The organism is Senegalia massiliensis (genome assembly GCF_009911265.1).
Taxonomy (GTDB): Bacteria; Bacillota; Clostridia; order Tissierellales; family SIT17; genus Anaeromonas; species Anaeromonas massiliensis_A.
On record NZ_QXXA01000005.1, the window covers coordinates 243974 to 267818 of the forward strand.

Here is a 23845-nt window from a genome sequence, read left to right on the forward strand (position 1 = left end):
TCTTCAATTAATATTCTACCGCTAGCTTTCACCTAACCTAGCTCTCTTTTTGGTATCTTCTTAATTTACTCTTCCCTTCACAGCTTTTATTTTATTATATACTATTATTGATTAATGATATCCAAACTATTCATTTTTGTCAAGATTTTTTATACGATAATAGAAAAAATCAGAGGAGATTAATTTCCTCTGATTTTTTAGTTTTATTATTTAAATAATAATATTTTACCTACAGAGTTATCTTTATTTTTACCAACAACTCTTATTTTTAATCCATAACTAGATATATTACGACCTGCATCAACTAAATCTGGATTGCTGTAATCATTACTATCATCAAATAAAGCATTAGCTTTAGTATAGTTATCTTTCATTGTTACACCTAATAAGTCAGTATAATCTAAGAACATTTTAGAAGATTTTTCTGTACTAAAAGCAGCATCATGAATTTGATATCTAGTAGATCCTATAGATTTGTCACTCCATTTATTACCACGTTGATCAGCATCTACTATTCCAAGGAATCCTTCTCCAGGATGTGCTCCCGTCCAATTGTTATCATAAGAATTATCAACATACCAAACAAGCATACCAGGATCGAAACTCATTAATGAATCTCCCCTTCTAATATTTGATAATCCTTCATCTACTCCTGTATGAGTTCTCCACTCAACTAAATAATAATGATTTGAATAAGATTTACCTGTATCTTTTGAGAAACCATTCAATGTAAATAATGTATCTGATTCTGCATCATCAGAGAAGATATCTGTTCCATCAGCTGCTACATTTATATTATCTACATATAATCCATCAAGATTAGTTCCCCAATCAGTCATATAACGGAATTGTAATTTAACTTTTTGACCAACATATTCACTTAAATCAATGGATTCATTTAACCATCCGTTGCTATTACCAGTATATCCTGGTACATTCTCTTTTATTTCTGGATAACCATCTTCAACAATATCAGATACTGTATTTGGAGTTGATAATGATGTCCATGTCTCTCCATCATCAGTAGATATCTGAACCATACCAAAATCCCAATTTGATTCAATATTATACCAAACATCATAGTTTAAAGAAGCTTCTTTAACTCCACTTAAATCTACAGTAGCTATCATTTTATTGTCAATTTCGTCTCCTCTTCCACTGAAATACTCATATTCTCCTCCTGCTGGAGTATTAACTGTACTTTCCTTATCAGGAAGATTAATTCTTACTACATCATTGTTAACTCCTTTTGAACTAGCTTGATCTAATACAGCTTCAATTCCTTTAGATGTTATTTCATCAACCTCTATAGTAGTTCCACTTAACCAATTTCCTCCATGGACAGCTTGTAAAAATTCTTTAGCATATGGACTCATTCCTGTAGGCTCTGTTCCAGGAACATCTCCTGCCCAACTACCACTACTCATTAATGACCAATATCCTACTGGTTCTCCTTCACCTGTATATTGTGTGTCATATTCATCAGGTAATCCTAAGTCATGACCATATTCATGCGCAAATACACCAGCTGCTCCATCTTCTGGTTCTATAGTATAATCATATGCACCTAATAATCCACCAAATCTATCACTATTTGATGTACCACCTGGAACTGCAACTAAATCTCCTAAATTCCATCTATGAGACCATATAGCATCTCCACCTAATTTTCCTCCACCAGCTTCTTCTCCAACGCCAGCATGAATTACCATTAAGTGATCTATGATTCCATCAGGCTCATCATATACTCCATCCCCATCATAATCATCTCTATCCCATACATCATATTCACTTAAATCAATATTAGGATCTTGTCCTGCTTTTGTGAGAGCTTCAAAAACTAATTCACGAGGACGATGATCTGATCCATCAGGTGTTGGATAGTTTCCTCCATAATAAGCTGCTGGGTGATCTGCAGTATACCACCCTGCTACTGTTCCATCAACTGTATAGCTACCACCTGACTGTTCTTCGTAATATTGTCTCATTGAAACTAAAGTCTCACAATTTGGTCCTTTATATCCATCTTTACCAAATATCATATTTTGAAAATGCTCATTTGTATAATCTTCATACCACATATCCGTTTCTTCTTTAGTGATTGAGCCATTTTCATAATCAGGAAAATCAATAGCAAGAACTAAAACTTTATCTTTTCTTACATTCCCATTATAAGGTTCTTTCTCAAGAGAATCTAAATCTTCAACATGCCCTTTTTTAATTCCTTTCCCATTAAAAGTTCCATTATTAAGATTTTTAGCTCCTGGAATAACTTTGTCTATATCTTTTACTTGATTATCTCTTTTTTTAGTAGATTCAGCTTTAGATTTTAAATACTTATTTAATGCCTTTTCTGCTTCTTTAAGAGTTGCATTTTTAGATATTTTACCTTCATCTTTTAACATTTCTATTAATTTCTCATCATTAGCTATCCCTAAGTCAAAGGAACTTCCCCTGTATGCCTGTACTTTATGTTCTGAATTTAAATCTAAAACTTTTGATTCTGGTGCTTCTGCTGCAAAACTAAATGAACTAAGCAACATACTGCTTGCAACTGCTAAACTTAAGATCTTTTTCATCAATAAACCCCCTTGATTAAATTTATCTTTTAAACCTGTTACATAAATATACCTCTTCTCTTGTACACCTCCTTATACTTTTTTATTTATGATTATGATATTATGCTCTATTATTTTGAATATTATGAATATTGGTTATTAATATAATACATCAGTTGTTACGTTATTGCAATATTTTCCAAATAAATAGTTCTAAGTTCCTATACTTTTTACAACATAACTAATATATATTATTTTACTTTAAAAAATATTACTTGTTTTATTTATTATAACTAATATTTATTATAAAATTTAGCGAAATGGCTTGTCAATTTGGTTCTATTTTTGAAAAAAAAGATAAAAATAAGAAGATTTTTTAATCTTTTTATTTTTATCTATATATATTCTATTCCTTCTATATATTTAATTCCAAATCCTATTTCTTTATTGACTGTTATTTTAGAATTATTAAATGTTGATCCACCTATTACAGGATCTGCTTTACATAATACTGGACCATCTAAGTCTATTTTTGTAATTATTTTTTTAGCAGCTGCCAAATGTACTGCTGCATTTACACTAACTTTAGCTTCTAACATACACCCTATCATGCATTCTACATCATATATCTCTGCCATAGTCATTATTTTGAGTGCCTTATTTATTCCACCTGTCTTCATTAATTTTATATTTATAATATCTGCAGCTCTTTTCTGTAATATTTTTAAAGCATCTCTTTCAGAAAATACACTTTCATCTGCAAGTACAGGTATATTCACATTATCTGTGACAAGCTTCATTCCTTCTATATCATATGCTACAACTGGTTGTTCCACTAATTCTAAATTAAGTTCTAAATCTTCCATTTTATTAAGAGTTTTTATAGCTTCTTTAGGTTTCCATCCTTGATTTGCATCTATCCTTATGTCTATATTATTTCCTACTGCATTTCTTATATCAGAAAGTCTTTTTATATCCATTTGAGAATCTTTTCCTACTTTTACTTTAAGGGTTTTATATCCTAATTTTATAGCATTTATACTATCTCTAACCATTTCATCTGGATTATTTACACTGATAGTTATATCTGTAGTAATATTTTTTCTATATCCACCTAATATTTTATATACAGATGTATTATAAAGCTGTCCATATAAATCATATAAAGCTATATCTATAGCAGCCTTTGCGCTAGTATTTCCTACAACAGATGAATGTAGTTTACTCATTAATTCTTCAAAGTTTTCTATATGGCATCCTTTAATTGAAGGTGCAATATGATCCTTTATAGCTCCTATTATAGATAAATTAGTATCACCTGTGATTACTCCAGTTGGTGCAGCTTCTCCATAACCAATATTTCCTATATCTGTATGAATCTCAACTATTATATCTTCTATAGATTTTACTGTTCTAAGTGCTGTTTTAAATGGAACTTTAAGTGGTACCGATATTTTGCCTAGTTTTATATCTGTAATTTTCAAAATATGTCCCCCTATATTAGAAAATTTTATTCTATCACTTCTAATAGTATATTATTTAAAAACAATTAAATTAATACTAATAAAAGCTATTGGATGTTGCATCCAATAGCTTTTTGTGATTTTATATTTAGTTTTTTACTGTTCTTCCTCAGTTTTCTTATCTTCTTCATTCATATTATCGTCTTCTTGATCCATGTCTAATCCATCTTCTTCATTTTGTTCTTCAGATGGCTCCTCATCAATATCAGGCTCATATTCATCATCACCCATCTCATCATTTGGGTCTTCTGCTGGTTCTTCGTCTAAATCTGGTTCTTCTGGATCTGAACTCGTATCACAAGCTATCACATTCAAAGCAAGCATAAAAGTTAATAAGACTATTAAAATTTTCTTTTTCATTTTTTATACATACTCTCCTTTAATTTAAAATTGTTTGTATAGCTCTTATAATTCCCAAGATATATTTTTTTATTAGATAAAAAAGCTACTGGATTAAATTCCCAGTAGCTTTAGTTTCTAATGCTTCTTTAGCAAGTTTATCTGCTAAATCATTATATTTATCACCTGAATGACCTTTTACCTTTACAAAATTAATTTTTATTTTTTTACTAGCATCTATACAATATTTTTTATAAGATTTTGTACCATCTTTATTAGCTTTCCAATCACCGGTAGCCCATTTTGATATTCCCTCATAATCGTGATAAATATCTATCTCTTTAATCTTATTATCTATTCCAAAGGCTATAGCTTTCTCTGCTCCTTTTAGTTCTCCTGATACATTTCTCATTTTTGAAAGTTCTTCATCATCAAACTTATCAGAAAAATGGTATTCTTTATTATTCCAAAAAATCACTGCACCATATGAAAATTCCTTTGTTTTCTTTTTATAGCTACCATCTACATATGCAATAGCTCTATCTTTATCTTTAACTATAATTTCATCTATATTCTTTTCTTTTTGTACTGTATATTCTTTTCTATCATTCATATATTTTTCTGCATCAATTTTTCTTTTAAAAGATTTATATTCTGCACCAGAATATCCATTAACATTTTTCTTACAATCATCCCAACTCGTAAATATACCTATTTTTTTACCTTGTCTTACTGCATAATATTTCTTTGTCATGAAATCACCTTTCTTAAAAACACTCTATTTCTTCCCATATTTTTAGCTCTATAAAGCTCTTTATCAGCAAGTTCCATAATATCTTGTATTGAGTCAAAATCTGAATTATTACCTACTACTCCTCCAATACTTATTGTTATAAACTTTTTTTCTCCTTTATATATATAATAAAGACCACTATTTTCAACTTCCATTCGAATAATATTAGCTAGCTTAAAAGCCTCTTCATAATTTATAGAAGTGGAAATATATACAAACTCTTCCCCTCCATATCTCCCAAAAGTATCATCTTTTTTTACTTGAATCCTCTTTATACAATCTACAACCTTTTTTATACATAAATCCCCTTGAACATGTCCCCAATAATCATTATATCTTTTAAATTTATCTATATCTATTATAAATAATGCTACTAAACTTTTTGATGTTTTATTTAGAATATTTTTAAGATATAAATTTATGCTTCTTCTATTTTTAATTCCTGTTAAATCATCTTCATAAACTTTCTTTTCAAGCATTTTATTTGAATCTTTTATATTTTTAAGTTCATATTTTTGTCTAGATATTTCATTTTCAAGCCTTATTCTTATCTTTTCAACTTCTACTTTCTCATCAATATTTTTAAACTCTATATTTAATATTTCTAATTTACTCTTTATCTTTGAACTCATAATTTCCTGATTTATATTAGAATATTTTTTATAATATTCTAAAGCATTCTTATAATCCTCTTCTTTTTCATGATATTCAGAAATAAGTCTATATATATTGCAAAGTTTATTTTTAGAGCCAACAATCTCTGCAAACTCCATAGCTTTTTCATAAAAATTCAATGCTCTTCCAGTTGACATTTCAATATAAAGCTCTGCTATATTTATTAATACATCTATCACATAATATTTATTATTTATATTCTGAAGCCTTTTAAAGGATCTAAAATAATATTCTTTGGCTTTTTCAAAATTTTTCATAACAAAATAGACTTGTCCTATCCTATTTTCAAGCTCGCCAATACTAATCATATCATTATCACAAGCAAGCAATTTATATGATTTATTAAATACATCAAGAGCTTTTTTATATTCTTTTTTAGTAAAATGAACTTCACCAATATTTCCAAGTATAGCTGCATGATTTAAAGTATAATTATTTTCAAATATAGTATCAATAGCTTTATTATAATAATAAACAGCCTTATCATACATCTCTAATTCTCTATACACTTCTCCAATATTATTTAAAACACTACTTACCAAAGATTTATCTTTATTAAATTTTAATAAATTGTCTGCCTCTAAAAAATTTTTTATAGCTTCTTCATACATGGAACTATAAAAATACGCAATTCCTATAAGGTTTAGTGATTTTCCTTGTCCTACAATATGATTTTCTTGTCTAAATATTACAAGAGCTTTATATGAATAGTCAAGTATATTGCTTATATCTGACTTTATTCTACTACCCAAAGAAATACTAAGAAATGCATAAGCTTCCTCTATTATTAGATTGCTAGACTTAGCTAAATTACAGGCATCTTTACTTATTTTAATAGCCTCATCTGGATATATAGATACTATACTTTTTGCATAGTTAATTTTGTTATATATTTCTTCTGATATATTTTTTATAGCAATCAAATCCTTTATTTATATATAATTAACTTATATTTATTTATAAAGCTTTATCATTTATTTTCTTAAATTAATATATTCTATAAATAAATATAAATTCCTTTAAATGTTCAAAAAAAATAATAAAAAGCTATGAAGTTATTATATTTATAATAACTTCATAGCTAAGATATTTAGTTCTAAGGATAAACTAATAACTTATTTATTATTAATTTCTATTTGAATAAACAACATTATATAACTTATTTTTAACTATATTAAACTCTTCTTTTTCTAAAAAATTAGGATATGTCATAATCATTAATGGTATAGATTTTTTTTCTTTATCATAAGCTGGTTGCTTATATGGATATTTATTTAACTCAAAGTTTAACCTTTCATAAAAGTTAATTCTTCTTTTTGCTTGAATTGTATTTGGTTTCTCCACTTCTAATACAATCTTTTTATTTGTTGTATCTATAAGTCTTTCTAAAAATTTCTTTCCATAACTTTTCCCTCTATGTTTTTCATCTATTGCAAAATGTTCTACAAATAAGAACTCGTCTAAATCCCATGTTGTTATAAAACCCACTATTTCTTCACCATCTTTTAAAGATTCCATTTTATACCTAGGATTTTTTAATATCTTTTTTTGTAATTTTAAATCTCTCTTTTCGTCTTTGGGAAAAGAATCATTATATATATTCCATATTTCATTAAAGTTTTCCATGTAAATTTTCCTTTCTTTATATGATATTAATAATTACTATATCATATAAATGCTATTCATTCAGTCTGTTATTCATATTTAGCATCCCTATGGAAAACCAAATCCTTTAATTAATATTTTCCTCTAAATAATTAAATTCTTCTTTGCTTAATTTAAACTTAATCTTTTTTTGACTTTTCAAATATGCATTTATATAAATAGTAGAAAAAAGATTATCTCTTATTTCAATATACTTTATATCTTTTATATTAATTATTTTATTTAAACTATATATTAATTTATCACTTGAAATATATGAATAATCAAGCATAAATAAGCTTAAAAAACCAAAATGTAAAACAGACCAATTTAACCAAGATAGATTGCTAATAAGTAGAAGAAGAAATTGTATTTTCGCTAGATACAATAGAAAAATATATAGATATTCTTTCCAAGAAGCACTGAAATCCGGAGTATATTTCATAAGTATTTTAAGTCTAATATTTATAAATATTTGTATAGTTAAAAATAAAGAATATATAATCAATGCTGTTGCACTCATATTTCCTACAAAATATGTAAAACCAATGAAGCTGATTATATTTAATATTAACATGATTAAATCTATAATATAAATTTTTTTCATGGAATTCTCCTTATAAAAGTATATTAATCTTATCTTATTATAATATACTCTTTAAACATAGAACTTACAAAAATAATAATTTATCCACTTATCCATAAGTCTAGTTTTTCTAAAAATAACTGTAGATAACTTCTAGAATCAGTTATGATTTTACCTTCCATAGGCATTCCCATTTTAAGGTATGATTTTTCACCATCACTATTTTCTAATGCTTTATTATCTATTATAGATTCTGCGACATAAAAACTACTTCCATTTTCTTGAGAAACTTTAGCATCTATATCCAGTTTATTTATCTTACTCTTAATAAATCCATACTCTCTATACGGAAGTGAATAACTATGAAGTTTTATGCTCTGACCTTCTCTTATATTAGCTATATCAGTAGCAGGGATATATAGTTGAACTAACATACTGTCATCATTTGTTGAACTTATTTTCATAATATCTGTACCAGCTCGTAGTATATCATTTTCATTTATTGGCATAATAAAGTGTATCTGACCATCTTTTTGTGCCTTTATAGTATAGTCTTCTAATTGAAAATTCATATTTTCTAATTGAAAGTTAAAATCTTTAACTTGTTCTTTTAATTCTTTTATCTGAGTTTGAGTTTGAATAATTTCATTGTTTCTATATGAATCTTTATCTATATTATAATTATCTAAAGTCTTATTAGAAATTTCTATTGAATCTTCTGCACTTCTAATATTATTTTTTTGATTTTTAATGCTATCATCTAACATTTTTATTGATGCTTTTATCTGTGAATTTTGAATATCATTTTGCTGTATTTTTTGCTTGTTACTTGATATTTGAGCTTTCAGTCCATTAATCTTCATATTCTTTTGTTCAGAAGATAATTCTTCATTTTTAGATATGTTATCAATTTCATTTTGTAATTTTTTATTTTTATTTTTTATTTTACTATTATTATTTTTTAATGTTTCTATATCATTTTGGTACTGAGATTTTTCAGATTGTATTGATCCAATTTCTGATTCATATTCATTTATATCTGATTCTAAACCATTTTTTCTTACTTTTTCTTGAGAAGATGTATTATTAGTTTGGTTTAGTTTGTTTTTAAAACTTAAATATTTATAATAATATTCTTTTTCTTTAGTTTTTGAAAATAAATTAGAATTACTATTTATGCTATTTTCATATTTAGCAAGTAACTTAATATCTTCATTAATAATATCTATTTTTTCTTTAATACTTTCATATTCAGATTTCAAATTTTTAGATTCAATTACTATTAATTCATCACCCTTTTTTACATAATCTCCTTCTTCAACAGTTATACTAATAGCTTGTCCTCCAACAGTTGACTTGACAATATTAGAATCTGTTGATTGAATTACACCTTGAGCTTTTACAACTACTTCTTTTTCAGCAAAATAAGACCATAAAAGTAATGCAGTAACTAAAGCAAGTACTATATATATAAAGCCTAAAATAAATTTTGAAGGAGTTTTTTCTAAAAGCTCTCTACTATCAGTAAGTTCTTTTATATCTATTATTTTGTGTTTCATGTTATATCACTCCTACTTTAATAATATTTAAATTTTACATATTATTATTCATACATTTTTCTACTCATACTTAACATGCTTAAACCGCCAAAAATAAAAATAACAATGAAATAAACAAAAAATCCTCCCATAATAACTTTATGGTATATCTCCCTTTCAAATACAAATGTAGAAATTGACATGATTATTAAAATAACTAAATCTATATATGCAAAAGGTAACATATATTTTTTGTTATACTCTTCAATATATTTTTCATCAAATTTATGTATATTTTCTAAAAATTTTTCTGACTTATTTGAATAAAAATGTAGTTTAGTTATGTCCTTTCTTATTTTTATAATCATAAAAATAAAAAATATTTCTATTGGTATCAGTACTAAATTAAATAACATTCTTATCACCCTCCTATTTTGTTGTATTTACCTATATTTATTATATCCTTTTATATCGTATTGTTTTATTGTTTTATTTTTTTAATATTAGAAATTAAGTTATATTTTTTACTATGTTTTATTTTTTAGATATTGATATTCTTTTTGAGTTAATTTAATTTTAGCTTCATTTTTGTTTTTAAAATAAATGTCCATATAAATTATCCCATACAATTTATCATATACCTCAACATCTCTTATTTTATCAATATCAATAATTTTATTAAGGTTTGATATTAATTTTTCTTTTGAAATATAAGAATAATTAAATATAAAAAAGCTCATAATACCAAAGAATATTATTGACCAATATGATGATTTTATGTCATCAAATAATGCTAGTAAAAATCTTATTTTCCCTATCAATAGATAAAATAAACTTATATATTCTTTCCAAGAAACTGCAAATTCAGGAGTATATCTTATAATAATTTTAAGCTTTCTATTTATAAATATTTGTGAAGCTAAGTATAATGCTGATATAAGTAGTGCTTGATTGCTTATATAATTCAAAAATGAGTAACTAAAAAAATAAGTTATAATTGATACTAAAAGTACCAAATCTAAAATATAGATTTTTTTCAATATATTTCTCCTCCTGTATAATATTTAAGTGTTTTTTAATAGTTTCTAAGAGTTGTAATTAATGAATGCATGGCTGCAGTACCTCCAAAAGCTGCGGCTAATACTGCCCAAGGTCCTGCAGCTGCAATTAATGCAGCTGGTGTAAAGGCAACACCTGTTATATCAATTACTAATTGAGCTGCCTGATGGAGATCCATCCCACCGTCTACACCCATCATTTCATCATATGATAACTCTTGAAACATAGACTTATCATAAATTGCACTAGTCATTTTATTAACCCCCTTTCTTTTGTTGTTTTTCTATATCAACTGAAATTCTTAAATAATATAAATGAACAATATATTATGTCGTATCTAATTTATTTTAAGAAATTCCAGGAGATAGCTCTTTTTCGGGAAATTGACTTTCCCATAGTTCATAATACTTTCCTTTTTCTTTCAGTAATTCTTCATGGTTACCTTCTTCTATTATGAACCCTTGATCCATGACATATATTCTATCGCATGATCTAATTGTACTTAATCTATGTGCTATTATTATCATTGTCATCTCTTGAAAATTATCTTTAATAAGATTTTCAATGGATTTTTCTGTTGTAGAATCTAAATTTGAAGTTGCTTCATCCATTATCAAAATGTCTGGCTTTTTGATTAAAGCTCTAGCTAATGCTAATCTTTGTCTTTGCCCACCACTTAAGTTTGATCCATTTTCATCTAAAGTAGTATTATACCTTAATGGCATTTCATTAATAAAGTCATGTACTGTAGTAATTTTACATATTTCAATTATTTCTTCCATTGAAGCTGTTTGATTTCCTAGTCTTAAATTTTCTTCAACAGTACCACTAAATAGAAATATATTTTGGGGTATGTATCCTATTTTTTGTCTTAAAACATCTCTATTAATATCTAGAATATTATAATCATCCAAAAGGATTTCTCCTTTTTGAGCTTTATAAAAATTTAAAATTAATTTAGCTAGTGTAGTTTTTCCAGAACCACTTTCTCCTACTAGAGCAATTCTTTCACCTTGCTTAATCTCTAAATTTATATCTTTTAATACTAATTCTCTAGTGCCATATCTAAAATCTACATTATTAAACTCTATTTCTCCTGATAACTTTGATGGTGATATTTTTTTATGTTCTTTTCTATCTTTCTCTATTTCTAAATCTAAAATTTCTGCTAGTCTTTCTGCCGAAACTATAGCTGTTTGCATAGATAATTGTAAGTCTATTAAGTTTCTTATGGGAGTAAGGAAATATGCTAACAAAGCATTAAATGTTAATAATTGCCCTATAGTCAAATTGCCATCCATTACTTGTATAGCTCCTACCCATAGTATTACTAGACCCCCTACTGATTGAACAATGCCTTTTAGATTTCCTTGAACATTTTGCAATACTCCTCCATGAAAAGCTGTCTTTAATAGCTTAACAAATCTTTTTTCTGTTTCTAAATTACTTTTATCTTCAGAATTAAAACTTTTCACAGTTTCTATTCCTTGTAATGATTCTACTAAATAAGAAGTAACTTGAGAATTTTCTTCCATAATATCCTGTTGATTTTTCTTGTATGATTTATTAAAAGACAATGCAATTATTGCATATAATAGTCCTATAACTAAAGATATTCCAAATAGCAATCTACTCTGAATAAATAGTATAATACCGCCAGCAAAGACCATTCCCGTATCAATCATTATAGTAAGAGTAGCTCCACTTATGGCATGTCTTATTTTTGAAGCATCCATAAATCTAGATACTATTTCCCCTACTTTTCTAGTGCTAAAGAAGTTCATAGGAAGCTGTAAAACATGTTTATAATAACCTAATATCAATGGTATATCTAGCCTTTGTGATAAATATAGTAAAAGATGAGAACGAAAAGCATTTAATATTGTCTGAAATATATATAATAAGAGGAAAGCTATTGAAATTACATTTAATGTACCTCTTAAATTATTAGGTAAAATATCATCCATTAAAAACTTAAAGTAAAATGAAGCTACTATTCCAAGTATTGTATATATTAATGATGCTAGAAATACATTTAATAATAATTTCTTTTGAGGTTTTAAAAGTTCAAAAAATCTTCTTAATACACCTTCATTTTCATTTCTTTTTTCAAAGCTTTCTGTAGGAACTAAAATAATTAGTACTCCAGTCCATATTTTATTAAATTCTTCCTCAGTTAAAACTTCTATGCCCTTTGCTGGATCTGCTACTGTGATTTGTTTTTTCTTTTTATCTATTTTGTGTATTACTATATAATGTAATAGCTTATTATCAATTACAACATGTGCTATTGCAGGTAGTGGAAATTCTGTATGTAATGATTCTGGAGTACCCCTTACAGCTTTTGCACTAAACCCTAAATCTTCAGCTGCCTTTACCATACCATAAGCATTAGTTCCCATCATATCAGTGCCTGCCACTTCTCTGATTTTTGATATAGGTATATTTAAACCATATGTTTTTGAAATAGTGGCAAGACATGCTGCTCCACAATCTTGAATATCATGTTGTTTTATGCTAATATATTTTTTTCTAAACATTCTATACCCCACTACCTAATTATTCTATTTCAAAAAACATTTCCATACTAAACTCATTATTATTTCCACCTGTAAAATTATTAGGATCATTAAATATATTATAAGGTGGACTAATCAAGTTATAATTCTTTTTTTCAACTTCTTTTTGTATTCTTTGATGAAACATTTGAATACCATGAGGATTCCCTTTATATTCTGCAAATAATATTTTATCAAAATTTTTATTAGAAACTTTATAGTTCTCTACTGGATCAAATTTTATATCTTTAATTTTTATCATATTATCATTCCTTAAAACTTTTTTTATAAACTTGTCTTATTTGCTTTGATTAACAGTAATTGAAAGAGACCTTGGTATATCTTTTACTGCATAATTCACTTGTGGTGCTAATGTAATTAAAGTTAGAGCTACTATCAAAATTGGTATCACTTTCTTAAATATTCTCATCATATAATCCCCCTGTTTTTGTTTGTTAGTTATATATTACCAGTTTTTATAAATTATTTCACCCATCATAAGTGATGGGTGAAATAAACTTGATTCTTAATCTATTTTTTGATATTGTGTAAATATATGTATTATAATGACTAAAGAGGGCCTGCCCATGTTTGAAAGTTATAATTTAGAGGGATTTGGAAAAAGAGTAAGAGATTTAAGACATTCATTAGGTTATACGCAAAAAGAAGTCCATGAAAATACAGGTATAGGCTTAGAAACTATAAGAAGATTAGAAAAAGGCGAAAGACTTGTTAAATTTGATACCTTAACTTATTTATCTTTGTTTTATAAAATAGATCTATTAGAAGAATTGAGGAGCTATAATTCTGCGAATAAACTACTTAAATATTATGATAAATTAGATGATGTAATAGTTTCTTATGATTATCAGAAATTAATGAATTTATCTAATGACTTTAAAAAATATATAGGTAATGATGATGAAAATACTCTTGAGTTGTTTAAGCTAAATACTATAAATCAATTCAAAGTATTAGTAAAGGGTATAACATATTTATTTTCTGAAGAAAAAGATACCAATAATTTAGCATTAGATAAATTTTTAAACTCTCTTCAAATTACCATCCCTAATTTTAGTTTAGATAATCTTAAAGATCACAAATATAATATATTTGAAATGCGTATATTACTAATTATTGGAATTACATTAAATGAAACAGAAAATCATAAGAAAAGTAATGATATATTAAAATTTATAATTACTAAGTTGAACTTTGATAAAAAAGCTGTATATAATGAGAAAAAGATAATAATAAAAACATATTTTAATATTTCATATAATTATAATGATTTAGATAATCAAGAAGAAGCTTTAAAATATGCAAATAAAGGGATAGAGTATTGTAAGGCAAATGAGCTTATATATAATTTAAATCATCTATATTATAGAAAAGGTATTGCTGAATATTTACTTGGTAAAGATGAAGATATCTATATGGATTCTCTTCATAAGGCTATACAAGTATTGGAAATACAAGATCAATATGAATTAGCTAATATGTATAAAGGTATAACTGCAGATACTTACAATCTAAAAATAAACTAATCTATACACAAAAAAGCTGAAGAAAATTTTCCTTCAGCTTTACTACAACATCTATAATATATTTTTCAAATACTTCATAATAGAATTCTTATTCCTACCTATCTTACCCATAAATATTGCTTTTCTAATTTCTTCTAATATTTTTGATACAAGTAACTCTTCTGGCAACTCAAATTCTTCTAGTATATCAGCTGCTGTAATTACATCTGAAATATTTTGTGATTCTTCAAATCTTGTAATATAATTATTTGCCATGAACTCTACATGTATTTTGAATTTGCCCATTTCCTCATCTGGGTGCAATAATTTTCTTGTGCCTACTATATCTGAAAGTGCTATCAATAGTATATCTAATGTCTCTTCTTTAGTTTCTTTAAACATCTTATATAAGAATTTAGAACTTACATCATTTGATTTATATGATACTAGTGGATACATGTGCTTTGCTACTATTCTATATAATATATCTCTTTCTTTTATACTTAATTTAAACCTTTCTGATATGTTCTTTATTATTTCTGCTCCAGTTATCTCATGTCCTTTAAATCTTACTCTACCTTTATCATCTACTTTTCTAGCTGATGGCTTACCTACATCATGGAAAAATGCTGCTAGTTTTATAAGTTCCATTCTAGTATGCTCACCTACTATTTCCTCACATACATGCTTTTCATAGGTTTTCCTTATGTGATCCTCAAAATAACCTTCATAATATATGATATTTTCGGTAAGTTTAAGAACGTATAATGAATGAGTAAATGAATCTACTACATGATATTTACATTCTCCTACATCTTTCATTTCTGATGCTTCAGGGAATATTTCTTCTAATATATTTAATTCTTTGTCCATGAATCCAAAATAATGATAGGATTTTCTATTCCTAAGTATCTTAAATACTTGATCTCCAAGTTCCTTTCTATCAATTTGAGATACTAGCTTCTTATTTTCATTTATAATCTTTATAGTATTATCATCCATACCAAAATCAAGTTCACTCATTAAACTTACTGCTTTTATCATCATTATAGGTCTTTTTCTTAATACTTCACTATCCCATATTCTAATTTTATTTTCTTCTATATCATCAAGACCACCAGTAGGGTCTATTATACTATCTTTCATATCTCCTGAAAATTTAGATACATCTATTGCAAGTGATTGTATTGTAATTCCTCTATTTCTAAGATATGAGTTTATATCTTGTTCCAATGGTAAAAATTCTATTTTTAAATCTCTATCTATATCAATCACTTTAAAAGAATTATCTTCAGGTATGATATCAATGTCTACTTTTTTAGCAAAGTTCTTTGCAATAGTAGCTGTATCACCTTTTACAAGTAGCTTCATCTTTTTTGTTACTCTGCCTATTAGAAAATCTCTCAAATATCCACCTATAACATATATTTTTGTATCTTCTTTTTCACTTATATCTTTTAACAGGGAAAAAATACTATCCATATATATCACTTCCTTTACTTTCTTATACCCAGTTTTTATGTTTATATACCTATATAAATCATTCTTGTTTCTCTTTATAAGTCGTGGCAAATGCATTTTTAGTTTTTTCAATTAATCCTTCTTTTACTAAAGTTTCTAAAGCTTGTTGTAAATCTTTTAAAGTAAATGACTTTTCATTATTATTCTCTTCTTCAATTTCTGCTATTACATTACTCATATTTAAGTCAGTTATTGGCAATTTATCTTTTATTAATTCTAACAATTTATCATTTTTTTCATTCTTCATATTTTTAAGTTCATCAAATGGATTTATAGTATGAGGACTCGTAGTAAGTGCTGCCCTTATTCTTATTGAAAAAGTTCTACCCATAATAGCAGATGAAATAAAAGAATCACCTGATCTTAAATAAGGAAGTCTTTTTGCCTCTTCCGCTGTTAAGTCTGTCTCTTCCTTTATTGTTTGAATATCTGAACTTCTAACTGTTCTAAATACTAATTTTGTATTTAATTGTGCTGTTATTGTTTCATCTAAAAGTGTAGGTCTTTGAGTAGCTAAAAGTAAAAACACACCATACTTTCTTCCTTCTTGTGATATTTCTTTTAGTATAGATTTTGAAGGAGAATCATATCCTTTTGGTGCAAAATTATGTGCTTCATCTGTTGCTATGATAAATGGTGGAAAATAATCCCCTGCTGTATTTTTATATTGTGCATCTTTATAAGCTCTTCTCTTATGATAAATATTATTTAATAAATATGTGGAAAATACTTGAATCAATCTGACATTTCCTTGTATTACTAAAAGTTTTCCTGTATTTAATCCTTCATATATAGCATTTATATCATTACTGAATACTCCATCATTATATAGTCTATTAAGTCTCCATATTATTCCCTTTACAGAGCTTGCAGGACAAGTTTTATCATACTTATCAAATAATTCTTTTATATCTTTTAGTCTTTCAATTTCTGTATAATTTTGTTCACCTGCTATAAGCTTATCTATTTTTTGAGTTGAACCTATATCTTGACCTCTTGATAAATTTTTTAATCTATCATTAAAACTTTGAAAAGTATCTTTTCTTTTATGAAGCATATCTATTGCATTACTCATGGCATCTGATAATTTTCCTGAAGCATCAAGCAAATTTTTTAAATCTGAAGTATTTAAATCTTTAAATTTCACACCTATATCATGTCCTATTTGAAGACATTGAAACCTTTCACTAAAATCTACTGTATCTTTTTTATCTAAATAGGGTGCAGAATTTGAAAAATCCATTTCAAAATGAGGATCAAGCACTATAGCAGGTATACCAAGCTTCATAGTTTCTTCAAGTAAAACCCTCATACCAAAAGATTTTCCTGATCCAGAACCACCAAATATTCCTATATGAGGATATTGATGCATGCTTTTTATATCAAATATAAATGGTATTTCTTTTTGAGAAATTAATGTTCCATCACTAAATATAGGAGAAATATCTCTTAATTCATTATCCATATCTTTTATCATTTCATCTGTGCTTTTTATAATTCCCATAACAAGCCCTTCATCTGGCCTCTGTTTTACCATTATATCTTTTACTTCATAAAATTTAGGGCTTCTCACATCAGATGCTGTTTCTACAGGGTACTGAGCTTCATTTAATAATCTTAATTTCCCTATATGTATAGTTTCATCATCTATATTGTAACCTATAGCATTTAAGGATTCTAGCACAGAAGAATCTACCATTCCATCATTTATATTAAGTGGAATATATCTATTGTATGAACTTGTTTCTACTATTTCACCCATTAATTCGCCTTGAGATTTATCCTCTATAATTAAAAATTCATTTATCCTAAATGGTTTTTCTTTTGAACCTATAAATACTTCTTGTTGTGTAGTAAGTCCTACTACTTTCATCAAAATTCCTCCTTAAAGTGTCCTTTTACTTCGTTCTGATACAAATAATTTTTCAAGTATATTTCTATCTAAGTATTTATCTAAAAGTCCTAGCATTAATTTATCTGATATTCTTACTTCTTTATCTATTATATCAATCCAAAGTGGTATACCTCTACTATTTTCTGGAGTTAATGTATATACTAAGTTTGCCATCTCCTTCAAATAGCTTTCCTGAGAAGATAATATATCTACTCCTGTAATCATAGGGGATTTAGATGAACGAATAAAAAGTGAACTAAGGCCTTCTTCATATTTTGGTGTATTTTTTTTCTCTGGAATTAAAAGTTCTCCTATATCTAATACACCATATAAAAGTTCTCTATCGTATAAAAAGCTCATAGGTGGATTTAAATACTCTTTTTCTCCAAGAATTGTCCCTATTATATTAGTCTTTATATCCTTTACTACTCCTATTAATATTATATCTTTTTCATTACATATTTCCTTTAATTCCTTCCATTTATCAGCACATTCTATCTTATACCTTATAAGAGAACCATCCATCATTATTACCTTTGGATTTAACTTTTCTGCTGCACCTATTGCAGCTTTTAATTCTATACAAGATAATTTATAATTTTTAATAAAAGAATCTATCTCTACTTTAGTAGGGTTGTCCTTTGATAGCTTATCAATTATTTCACTTTCTCTTTCCATATATAGCGGAGTATAAAAGTCAACTTCAATTATAGCCTCATCATTTTTAAGTGAATTTTTAGCAAGCCCTTGATATAATTCTATAAAATGAGGATAAGCTCCACCAAATTTATTATTTGAACCATCTACAGCAACTATTCCACCATTTTCAGCATACTCTTTTAATTCATTTTTCGATAAAATTCGACTTTTTCTTATACTTCCTATGTTTTCAGTTATAATATTTTTGATATCTTTTATATCCATATTGGATATATTTTGGTATTTCTTACTTAGAATATCATTTAATTCAAAAACTATATCTTTAAGCTTATTATCTATTTCTAGCACTTTTTCACCCCTTGTATATTTTACCATTACTAAATCTTAACTTTTTTTAATTTTTATGTTGACTTTTTTTGTAAATACTGCTACTATTTAAAGTGTAAGAAATTTGTCGAATTATAATATTAACTTTAGGAGGATATCATATGAAATCAACTGGTATTGTAAGAAAAGTGGACGAGCTTGGAAGAGTTGTTTTACCAATCGAACTAAGAAGAACATTAGACATAGCTGAAAGAGACGCTCTAGAAATATTTGTAGATGGAGAAAAAATTATACTTAAAAAATATGCTCCAGCATGTATATTCTGTGGAGAAGCAGAAGGAGTAAGTCAATTTAAAGGAAAAAATATTTGTGAAGACTGTAAATCTGAAATTAAGTAACATTAAGTCAGGTTCAATCAATTATTTTTATAATTTCTAAGCTTTTCCTATATAGCTTAGAAATTATTTTTTTCTATAAATCAATACTCTCTTTATATACTTCCCTTTTTGGAATACTTCTTTCCTTAGACACTTTTTTTACAGATTCTTTTTTGCTATATCCTTTTTTCATATATTCTAATATATGTTCTTTTATAGTTAAGCTAGCCCATAAATCATCTTCTATATCTTTTATATCTTCTTTATCTACTCCTTCAACTACAACTACAAATTCTCCTTTTGGTGATTGTTTTTTAAATATATCTAGTACATCTCTTATGTCACTTCTAATAACTTCTTGATATTTTTTAGTAAGTTCTCTTGCTACTGATATTTTTCTATTTCCTAAAATTTCTAATAAGTCTTCTAGCATCCCTTTTAGTCTATGTGGAGATTCATAAAAAATTATTGTTCTATATTCTAGTTTTAATTCTTTTAACCTCTCTATTCTTTCCTTTTGTTTAGAAGAAAGAAATCCTTCAAATACAAATTTTTCTGTAGAAAGCCCAGATAATATTAGTGCAAGTATACTAGCTGTAGCACCAGGTAATACATCTACTTCTATTCCATTATCTATTGATTTTTTTACCATATCACTACCAGGATCAGATATACCTGGCATACCTGCATCACTTACAAGTGCAATATTATCACCATCATATAGTTTTTCTATCAAAACTTCAGATTTTTCTTTTTTATTGTGTTCATGATAAGAAATAAGAGGCTTCTTAATATCAAAATGATTTAATAACTTTAAAGTATGTCTAGTATCTTCTGCTGCTATTAAATCTACATTTTTAAGTGTATTCAATGTTCTTATTGTTATATCTTCCAAGTTTCCTATAGGTGTAGGACATATAAATAATTTTCCTACTTTGCTCATATTGTTCACTCCTAATCTAATCTGCCATATATCTCATCTATTTCCTTTGTATAATTTCCATTTTGGTCATATACATATAATGGAGGTTTAATTTTAAGCTCTGGATTTCCAAATTTTGATGCTTTAATAAGTACCATATTTGGTGATTTACCCATTTTGGGATATACAAATTTCATTGTTTTTGGTTCAAGTCTATGTTTTCTTAAAAGTTCTACTATGTCTGCAAGTCTGTGTGGTCTATGTATCATGAAAAACTTACCATTATCTTTAAGAATCTTTTTTGCACTTACTATTATATCTTCTAAATTACATAATATTTCATGTCTAGATATAGCTTTTTTATCACTTGGATTTACAATACCATCTCCACTACTCATATATGGTGGATTAGATACTACTACATCTACTAAATCTCTTTTTATATATTTATCTGTATCTTTTAAATCTATATTTAATATTTCAATTTGTTCTTCTAAATTATTTAATCTCATGCTTCTTTGTGCCATCTCTGCAACTTCTTTTTGCACTTCTATTCCATATATTTTTCTTATATTATTTTTCCCCCATAATATAAGAGGTATTATTCCAGTACCTGTGCCTAGATCTACTACAGTTGCATTCTTTTTTATTTCACAAAAGTTTGCAATTAAAACAGCATCTATTCCAAAACAAAAACCATCTTTATTTTGAATTATTTTGAGCCCCTTAAGCTCAATATCATCAATTCTTTCATTTTCTTTAAGCATATTATCACCTTTTAACTAAGTATATTATTATTATATCATTTCTACTGATTTTTAGACAATAAAAAAGACCCTTCAATTTAATAGGGCCTTTGGATATTTAATATTACTCTGGTTGAGGAGCATCTACTGGACAAACATTTGCGCAAGCTCCACAATCAATGCATCCATCTTGATCTATAACGTATTTATCATCACCTGCACTAATAACACTTACTGGGCACTCAGGCTCGCAAGCTCCACAGCTAATGCAATCATCATTTATAAAATAAGCCATCAGTTTCACCCCCTTATCCATATTCATTTTAACATTTCTTTCACAATTTTAAAAGCTTTTTTTTATCATATTTAATTAATTTAATTTATTTTATTTCATCTAATACAAATGGAATTATTTCTTCTAAATCTTCTTCTGTCTTAATTTTAACTTTTACCATTTCAAGAAGTGGATTAGTGTCTACAACCGTTCCACATCCTCTAGGAGTTTTTACTTTCTTGCCGATATCTGGTAATTTTGCTATTGATTCCTCATATGTTTTATGCTCATATCTAAGACAACACATAAGTCTACCACATAATCCTGATATTTTTGTAGGATTTAGAGATAGATTTTGCTCTTTTGCCATTTTTATACTCACAGGATCAAATTCACCTAAAAATGTATTACAACAAAGAGATATTCCACAAGGTCCTATTCCACCTATCATTTTAGCTTCATCTCTTACACCAATTTGTCTAAGCTCTATTCTTGTTCTAAATATTGAAGCCAAGTCTTTAACTAAATCTCTAAAATCTACTCTGCCATCGGCTGTAAAATAGAAGATAACTTTATTATTATCAAAAGTATATTCTACATCTACTAGCTTCATTTCAAGGTTATGCTCATATATTTTTTCCGTACATACAGTAAATGCATGCTCTTCTTTTAATTTATTTTCTTTGTTATTTTCTATATCTTCTTTTGTAGCGATTCTTATGACAGGCTTAAGAGGTAATATATCTTCTATTTCTTTATCTGTTACTTGTTTTGGGCCTACTACTACTTGACCAAATTCTATACCTCTAGCTGTTTCTACTATTGCATAATTATCTTTTTGTATTCCAGTCTCATCAGGATCAAAATAATATATTTTACCTGCTTTTTTGAACCTAACTCCAACTACTTTAACCATTTATATTAACCCCCTATATTTAAGAGAAGTAATTCTATACTAGTTTTAATATTGACATTACTCTTTATATTATCTTCTGTTTCTAATATATTATCTATTATATCATGAATTTTCCTATTAGAAAGCTTAAATGCTTGTTCTCTAAGCACATTTTTTTTATCATTATTTATTATAAGTTCATTTCTATCTGTATTTTTATAAATTAATAAATCTCTAAACCAAGTTAACATCATACTGAATATTAACTCTATATTTTCACTATTTTCTTCAAAGAAATCACTTTGACTAAATACTCTAAAGCTTTCTTTCTCTATACTACTACTAATTATATTTATCAGCTCTTCTCTTAAGGCATTAAATTCATCAGAATCTGCTAAATCTATAGCTTTTCCCATATTACCTTTAGAAAAACTTGCTATAAAATGTGCTTTATCATTTTGTATATTATATTTGTTTTCTATATAAGTTTCAATTTCTTCATTTTTCAAAGGAGAAAATTTTAATATTTGACTTCTAGATATTATAGTAGGAAGTAGCCCTTCAATATTTTCCACTATTAATATTATTATAGTATCTTCTGGTGGTTCTTCTAATGTCTTCAAAAATGCATTTTGTGCTTCCACTGTCATTTTATCAGCACTTTTTATTAAAAATACTTTTTTACCTTCTTCATAAGGTAATGTCCTAATCTTTTTCATCATTTCTTCCACTTGTTCTTTTTTAAGTGATTTACCTTCCTTTTCTTCTACATGGAAATCTGGATGATTTAAAGAATCAAATTTAATGCAAGAGCTACATTTATCACATGAATTTATAACACTTTCTTTACATAGAAGAGCTTTTGAAAATACGTTTGCCATGATTGTCTTACCAATTCCAGCTTCACCTTGAAATATGTATGCATGTGCTATATGTTTATTTTTTATGGCATTATGAAGCCTATTTTTTATAATGTTTTGACCTATAATATCGCTAAAATTCATAATATCCTCCAAACAAAGTAAAACTTACTAAACAATAAATTAGAGGATGACACATCATCCTCTAATTTATTATATCATAAAATTTATATTGATTATACCTTTTCAAACTTTTCTACATCTACTACAAATATAGTTGCTCCTCCTACTTCCACTTCTACTGGATATGGCATATATACTCCTTGTGACCAAGTTGTTAAAGGTGGAGTTGTTGCTATTTGAGTTCTAGTCTTTGCTATACTGTCTATAAGCTCTATAACTTCATCTACACGTTCATTTTCTACTCCTATTATTAATGTTGTATTTCCTGACCTTAAAAATCCTCCAGTAGATGCAAGTTTTGTTACTCCAAATTTATTTTTCATTAGCTTATCCATTAATTTGTGTGCATCTTCATCCTGTACTATTGAAATTACAAGTTTCATAGGT

At 26.8% G+C, this 23845-nt stretch carries 25 protein-coding genes and 1 other annotated feature (1 of these 26 only partly in view); of the genes, 2 read left to right on the forward strand and 23 right to left on the reverse strand.

All coding sequences use genetic code 11. The features are described 5' to 3' along the window. Positions 1-90: a binding site (T-box leader), on the reverse strand; it reaches 140 nt to the left of the window's first position. A gap of 116 nt (positions 91-206) precedes the next feature. From D3Z33_RS05360 to D3Z33_RS16915, 14 genes are all read right to left on the reverse strand, one after another. Further along, a complete protein-coding gene (locus D3Z33_RS05360; protein WP_160196743.1) occupies positions 207-2579 on the reverse strand; it encodes an immune inhibitor A domain-containing protein in 2373 nt (790 codons plus the stop codon). Between the two features lie 374 nt (positions 2580-2953). Continuing rightward, complete coding sequence (locus D3Z33_RS05365; RefSeq protein WP_160196744.1) at positions 2954-4042, reverse strand: dipeptide epimerase; 1089 nt, start codon at positions 4040-4042, stop codon at positions 2954-2956. Positions 4043-4177: 135 nt separating this feature from the next. After that, positions 4178-4441 (reverse strand): hypothetical protein, encoded by a 264-nt coding sequence (locus D3Z33_RS05370; RefSeq protein WP_160196745.1) that lies wholly within the window; start codon positions 4439-4441, stop codon positions 4178-4180. Between the two features lie 85 nt (positions 4442-4526). Beyond that, on the reverse strand, positions 4527-5174 hold the full coding sequence (locus D3Z33_RS05375; protein WP_160196746.1) for a viroplasmin family protein: 648 nt from the start codon (positions 5172-5174) through the stop codon (positions 4527-4529). Beyond that, positions 5171-6811, reverse strand: coding sequence for a tetratricopeptide repeat-containing diguanylate cyclase (locus D3Z33_RS05380; protein ID WP_160196747.1), 1641 nt, complete (start codon positions 6809-6811; stop codon positions 5171-5173). The genes D3Z33_RS05375 and D3Z33_RS05380 overlap by 4 nt, the downstream gene beginning before the upstream one ends. Positions 6812-7013: 202 nt before the next feature. After that, positions 7014-7514: a GNAT family N-acetyltransferase gene (locus tag D3Z33_RS05385; RefSeq protein WP_160196748.1), complete on the reverse strand. Its 501-nt coding sequence runs from the start codon at positions 7512-7514 to the stop codon at positions 7014-7016. Between the two features lie 106 nt (positions 7515-7620). Continuing rightward, positions 7621-8139, reverse strand: coding sequence for a hypothetical protein (locus D3Z33_RS05390; RefSeq protein ID WP_160196749.1), 519 nt, complete (start codon positions 8137-8139; stop codon positions 7621-7623). Positions 8140-8219: 80 nt separating this feature from the next. Continuing rightward, positions 8220-9677: an HlyD family efflux transporter periplasmic adaptor subunit gene (locus D3Z33_RS05395; protein ID WP_160196750.1), complete on the reverse strand. Its 1458-nt coding sequence runs from the start codon at positions 9675-9677 to the stop codon at positions 8220-8222. A gap of 44 nt (positions 9678-9721) precedes the next feature. Continuing rightward, entirely contained in the window at positions 9722-10072 is a 351-nt protein-coding gene (locus tag D3Z33_RS05400) for a hypothetical protein (protein WP_160196751.1), read from the reverse strand. 111 nt (positions 10073-10183) lie between these two features. Beyond that, positions 10184-10696, reverse strand: a complete 513-nt coding sequence (locus D3Z33_RS05405) for a hypothetical protein (protein WP_160196752.1) — start codon at positions 10694-10696, stop codon at positions 10184-10186. A 35-nt stretch (positions 10697-10731) separates the two neighbouring features. Beyond that, complete coding sequence (locus D3Z33_RS05410) at positions 10732-10968, reverse strand: hypothetical protein (RefSeq protein WP_160196753.1); 237 nt, start codon at positions 10966-10968, stop codon at positions 10732-10734. A gap of 94 nt (positions 10969-11062) precedes the next feature. After that, on the reverse strand, positions 11063-13255 hold the full coding sequence (locus D3Z33_RS05415) for a peptidase domain-containing ABC transporter (RefSeq protein WP_160196754.1): 2193 nt from the start codon (positions 13253-13255) through the stop codon (positions 11063-11065). Between the two features lie 19 nt (positions 13256-13274). Then, positions 13275-13535: a hypothetical protein gene (locus tag D3Z33_RS05420; protein WP_160196755.1), complete on the reverse strand. Its 261-nt coding sequence runs from the start codon at positions 13533-13535 to the stop codon at positions 13275-13277. Positions 13536-13571: 36 nt separating this feature from the next. Then, a complete protein-coding gene (locus D3Z33_RS16915; protein WP_279279064.1) occupies positions 13572-13703 on the reverse strand; it encodes a hypothetical protein in 132 nt (43 codons plus the stop codon). Positions 13704-13860: 157 nt separating this feature from the next. On the opposite strand from D3Z33_RS16915, the gene D3Z33_RS05425 reads away from it, so the two are divergent. Next, positions 13861-14820: a helix-turn-helix domain-containing protein gene (locus D3Z33_RS05425; protein WP_160196756.1), complete on the forward strand. Its 960-nt coding sequence runs from the start codon at positions 13861-13863 to the stop codon at positions 14818-14820. A gap of 51 nt (positions 14821-14871) precedes the next feature. Here D3Z33_RS05425 and D3Z33_RS05430 read toward each other — a convergent pair whose 3' ends face one another. Genes D3Z33_RS05430 through D3Z33_RS05440 form a run of 3 tightly spaced genes read right to left on the reverse strand, consistent with a single transcriptional unit; the run spans position 14872 to position 19222 of the window. Further along, on the reverse strand, positions 14872-16281 hold the full coding sequence (locus D3Z33_RS05430) for an HD domain-containing protein (RefSeq protein WP_160196757.1): 1410 nt from the start codon (positions 16279-16281) through the stop codon (positions 14872-14874). 58 nt (positions 16282-16339) lie between these two features. Then, entirely contained in the window at positions 16340-18193 is a 1854-nt protein-coding gene (locus tag D3Z33_RS05435) for an ATP-binding protein (protein ID WP_160196758.1), read from the reverse strand. Positions 18194-18205: 12 nt separating this feature from the next. Further along, a complete protein-coding gene (locus D3Z33_RS05440; RefSeq protein WP_160196759.1) occupies positions 18206-19222 on the reverse strand; it encodes a DNA double-strand break repair nuclease NurA in 1017 nt (338 codons plus the stop codon). Between the two features lie 140 nt (positions 19223-19362). Between D3Z33_RS05440 and D3Z33_RS05445 the strand changes: the two genes are divergently transcribed. Then, positions 19363-19599 (forward strand): AbrB/MazE/SpoVT family DNA-binding domain-containing protein, encoded by a 237-nt coding sequence (locus tag D3Z33_RS05445; RefSeq protein WP_130805527.1) that lies wholly within the window; start codon positions 19363-19365, stop codon positions 19597-19599. A 73-nt stretch (positions 19600-19672) separates the two neighbouring features. Here the strand turns inward: D3Z33_RS05445 and rsmI are convergent, their stop codons facing one another. The 6 genes from rsmI to D3Z33_RS05475 all read right to left on the reverse strand — a co-directional run bounded on the left by rsmI (position 19673) and on the right by D3Z33_RS05475 (position 23841). Continuing rightward, positions 19673-20521: a 16S rRNA (cytidine(1402)-2'-O)-methyltransferase gene (gene rsmI / locus D3Z33_RS05450; protein WP_160196760.1), complete on the reverse strand. Its 849-nt coding sequence runs from the start codon at positions 20519-20521 to the stop codon at positions 19673-19675. An 11-nt stretch (positions 20522-20532) separates the two neighbouring features. Further along, positions 20533-21267, reverse strand: coding sequence for a tRNA1(Val) (adenine(37)-N6)-methyltransferase (locus tag D3Z33_RS05455; RefSeq protein ID WP_160196761.1), 735 nt, complete (start codon positions 21265-21267; stop codon positions 20533-20535). A 103-nt stretch (positions 21268-21370) separates the two neighbouring features. Further along, positions 21371-21541, reverse strand: a complete 171-nt coding sequence (locus tag D3Z33_RS05460; protein ID WP_130805524.1) for a DUF362 domain-containing protein — start codon at positions 21539-21541, stop codon at positions 21371-21373. Between the two features lie 85 nt (positions 21542-21626). Further along, positions 21627-22436, reverse strand: coding sequence for a PSP1 domain-containing protein (locus D3Z33_RS05465; protein ID WP_160196762.1), 810 nt, complete (start codon positions 22434-22436; stop codon positions 21627-21629). Positions 22437-22441: 5 nt separating this feature from the next. Then, complete coding sequence (gene holB, locus D3Z33_RS05470; protein WP_160196763.1) at positions 22442-23419, reverse strand: DNA polymerase III subunit delta'; 978 nt, start codon at positions 23417-23419, stop codon at positions 22442-22444. Between the two features lie 92 nt (positions 23420-23511). Then, on the reverse strand, positions 23512-23841 hold the full coding sequence (locus D3Z33_RS05475; protein ID WP_130805521.1) for a cyclic-di-AMP receptor: 330 nt from the start codon (positions 23839-23841) through the stop codon (positions 23512-23514). Between the last annotated feature and the right edge of the window lie 4 nt (positions 23842-23845).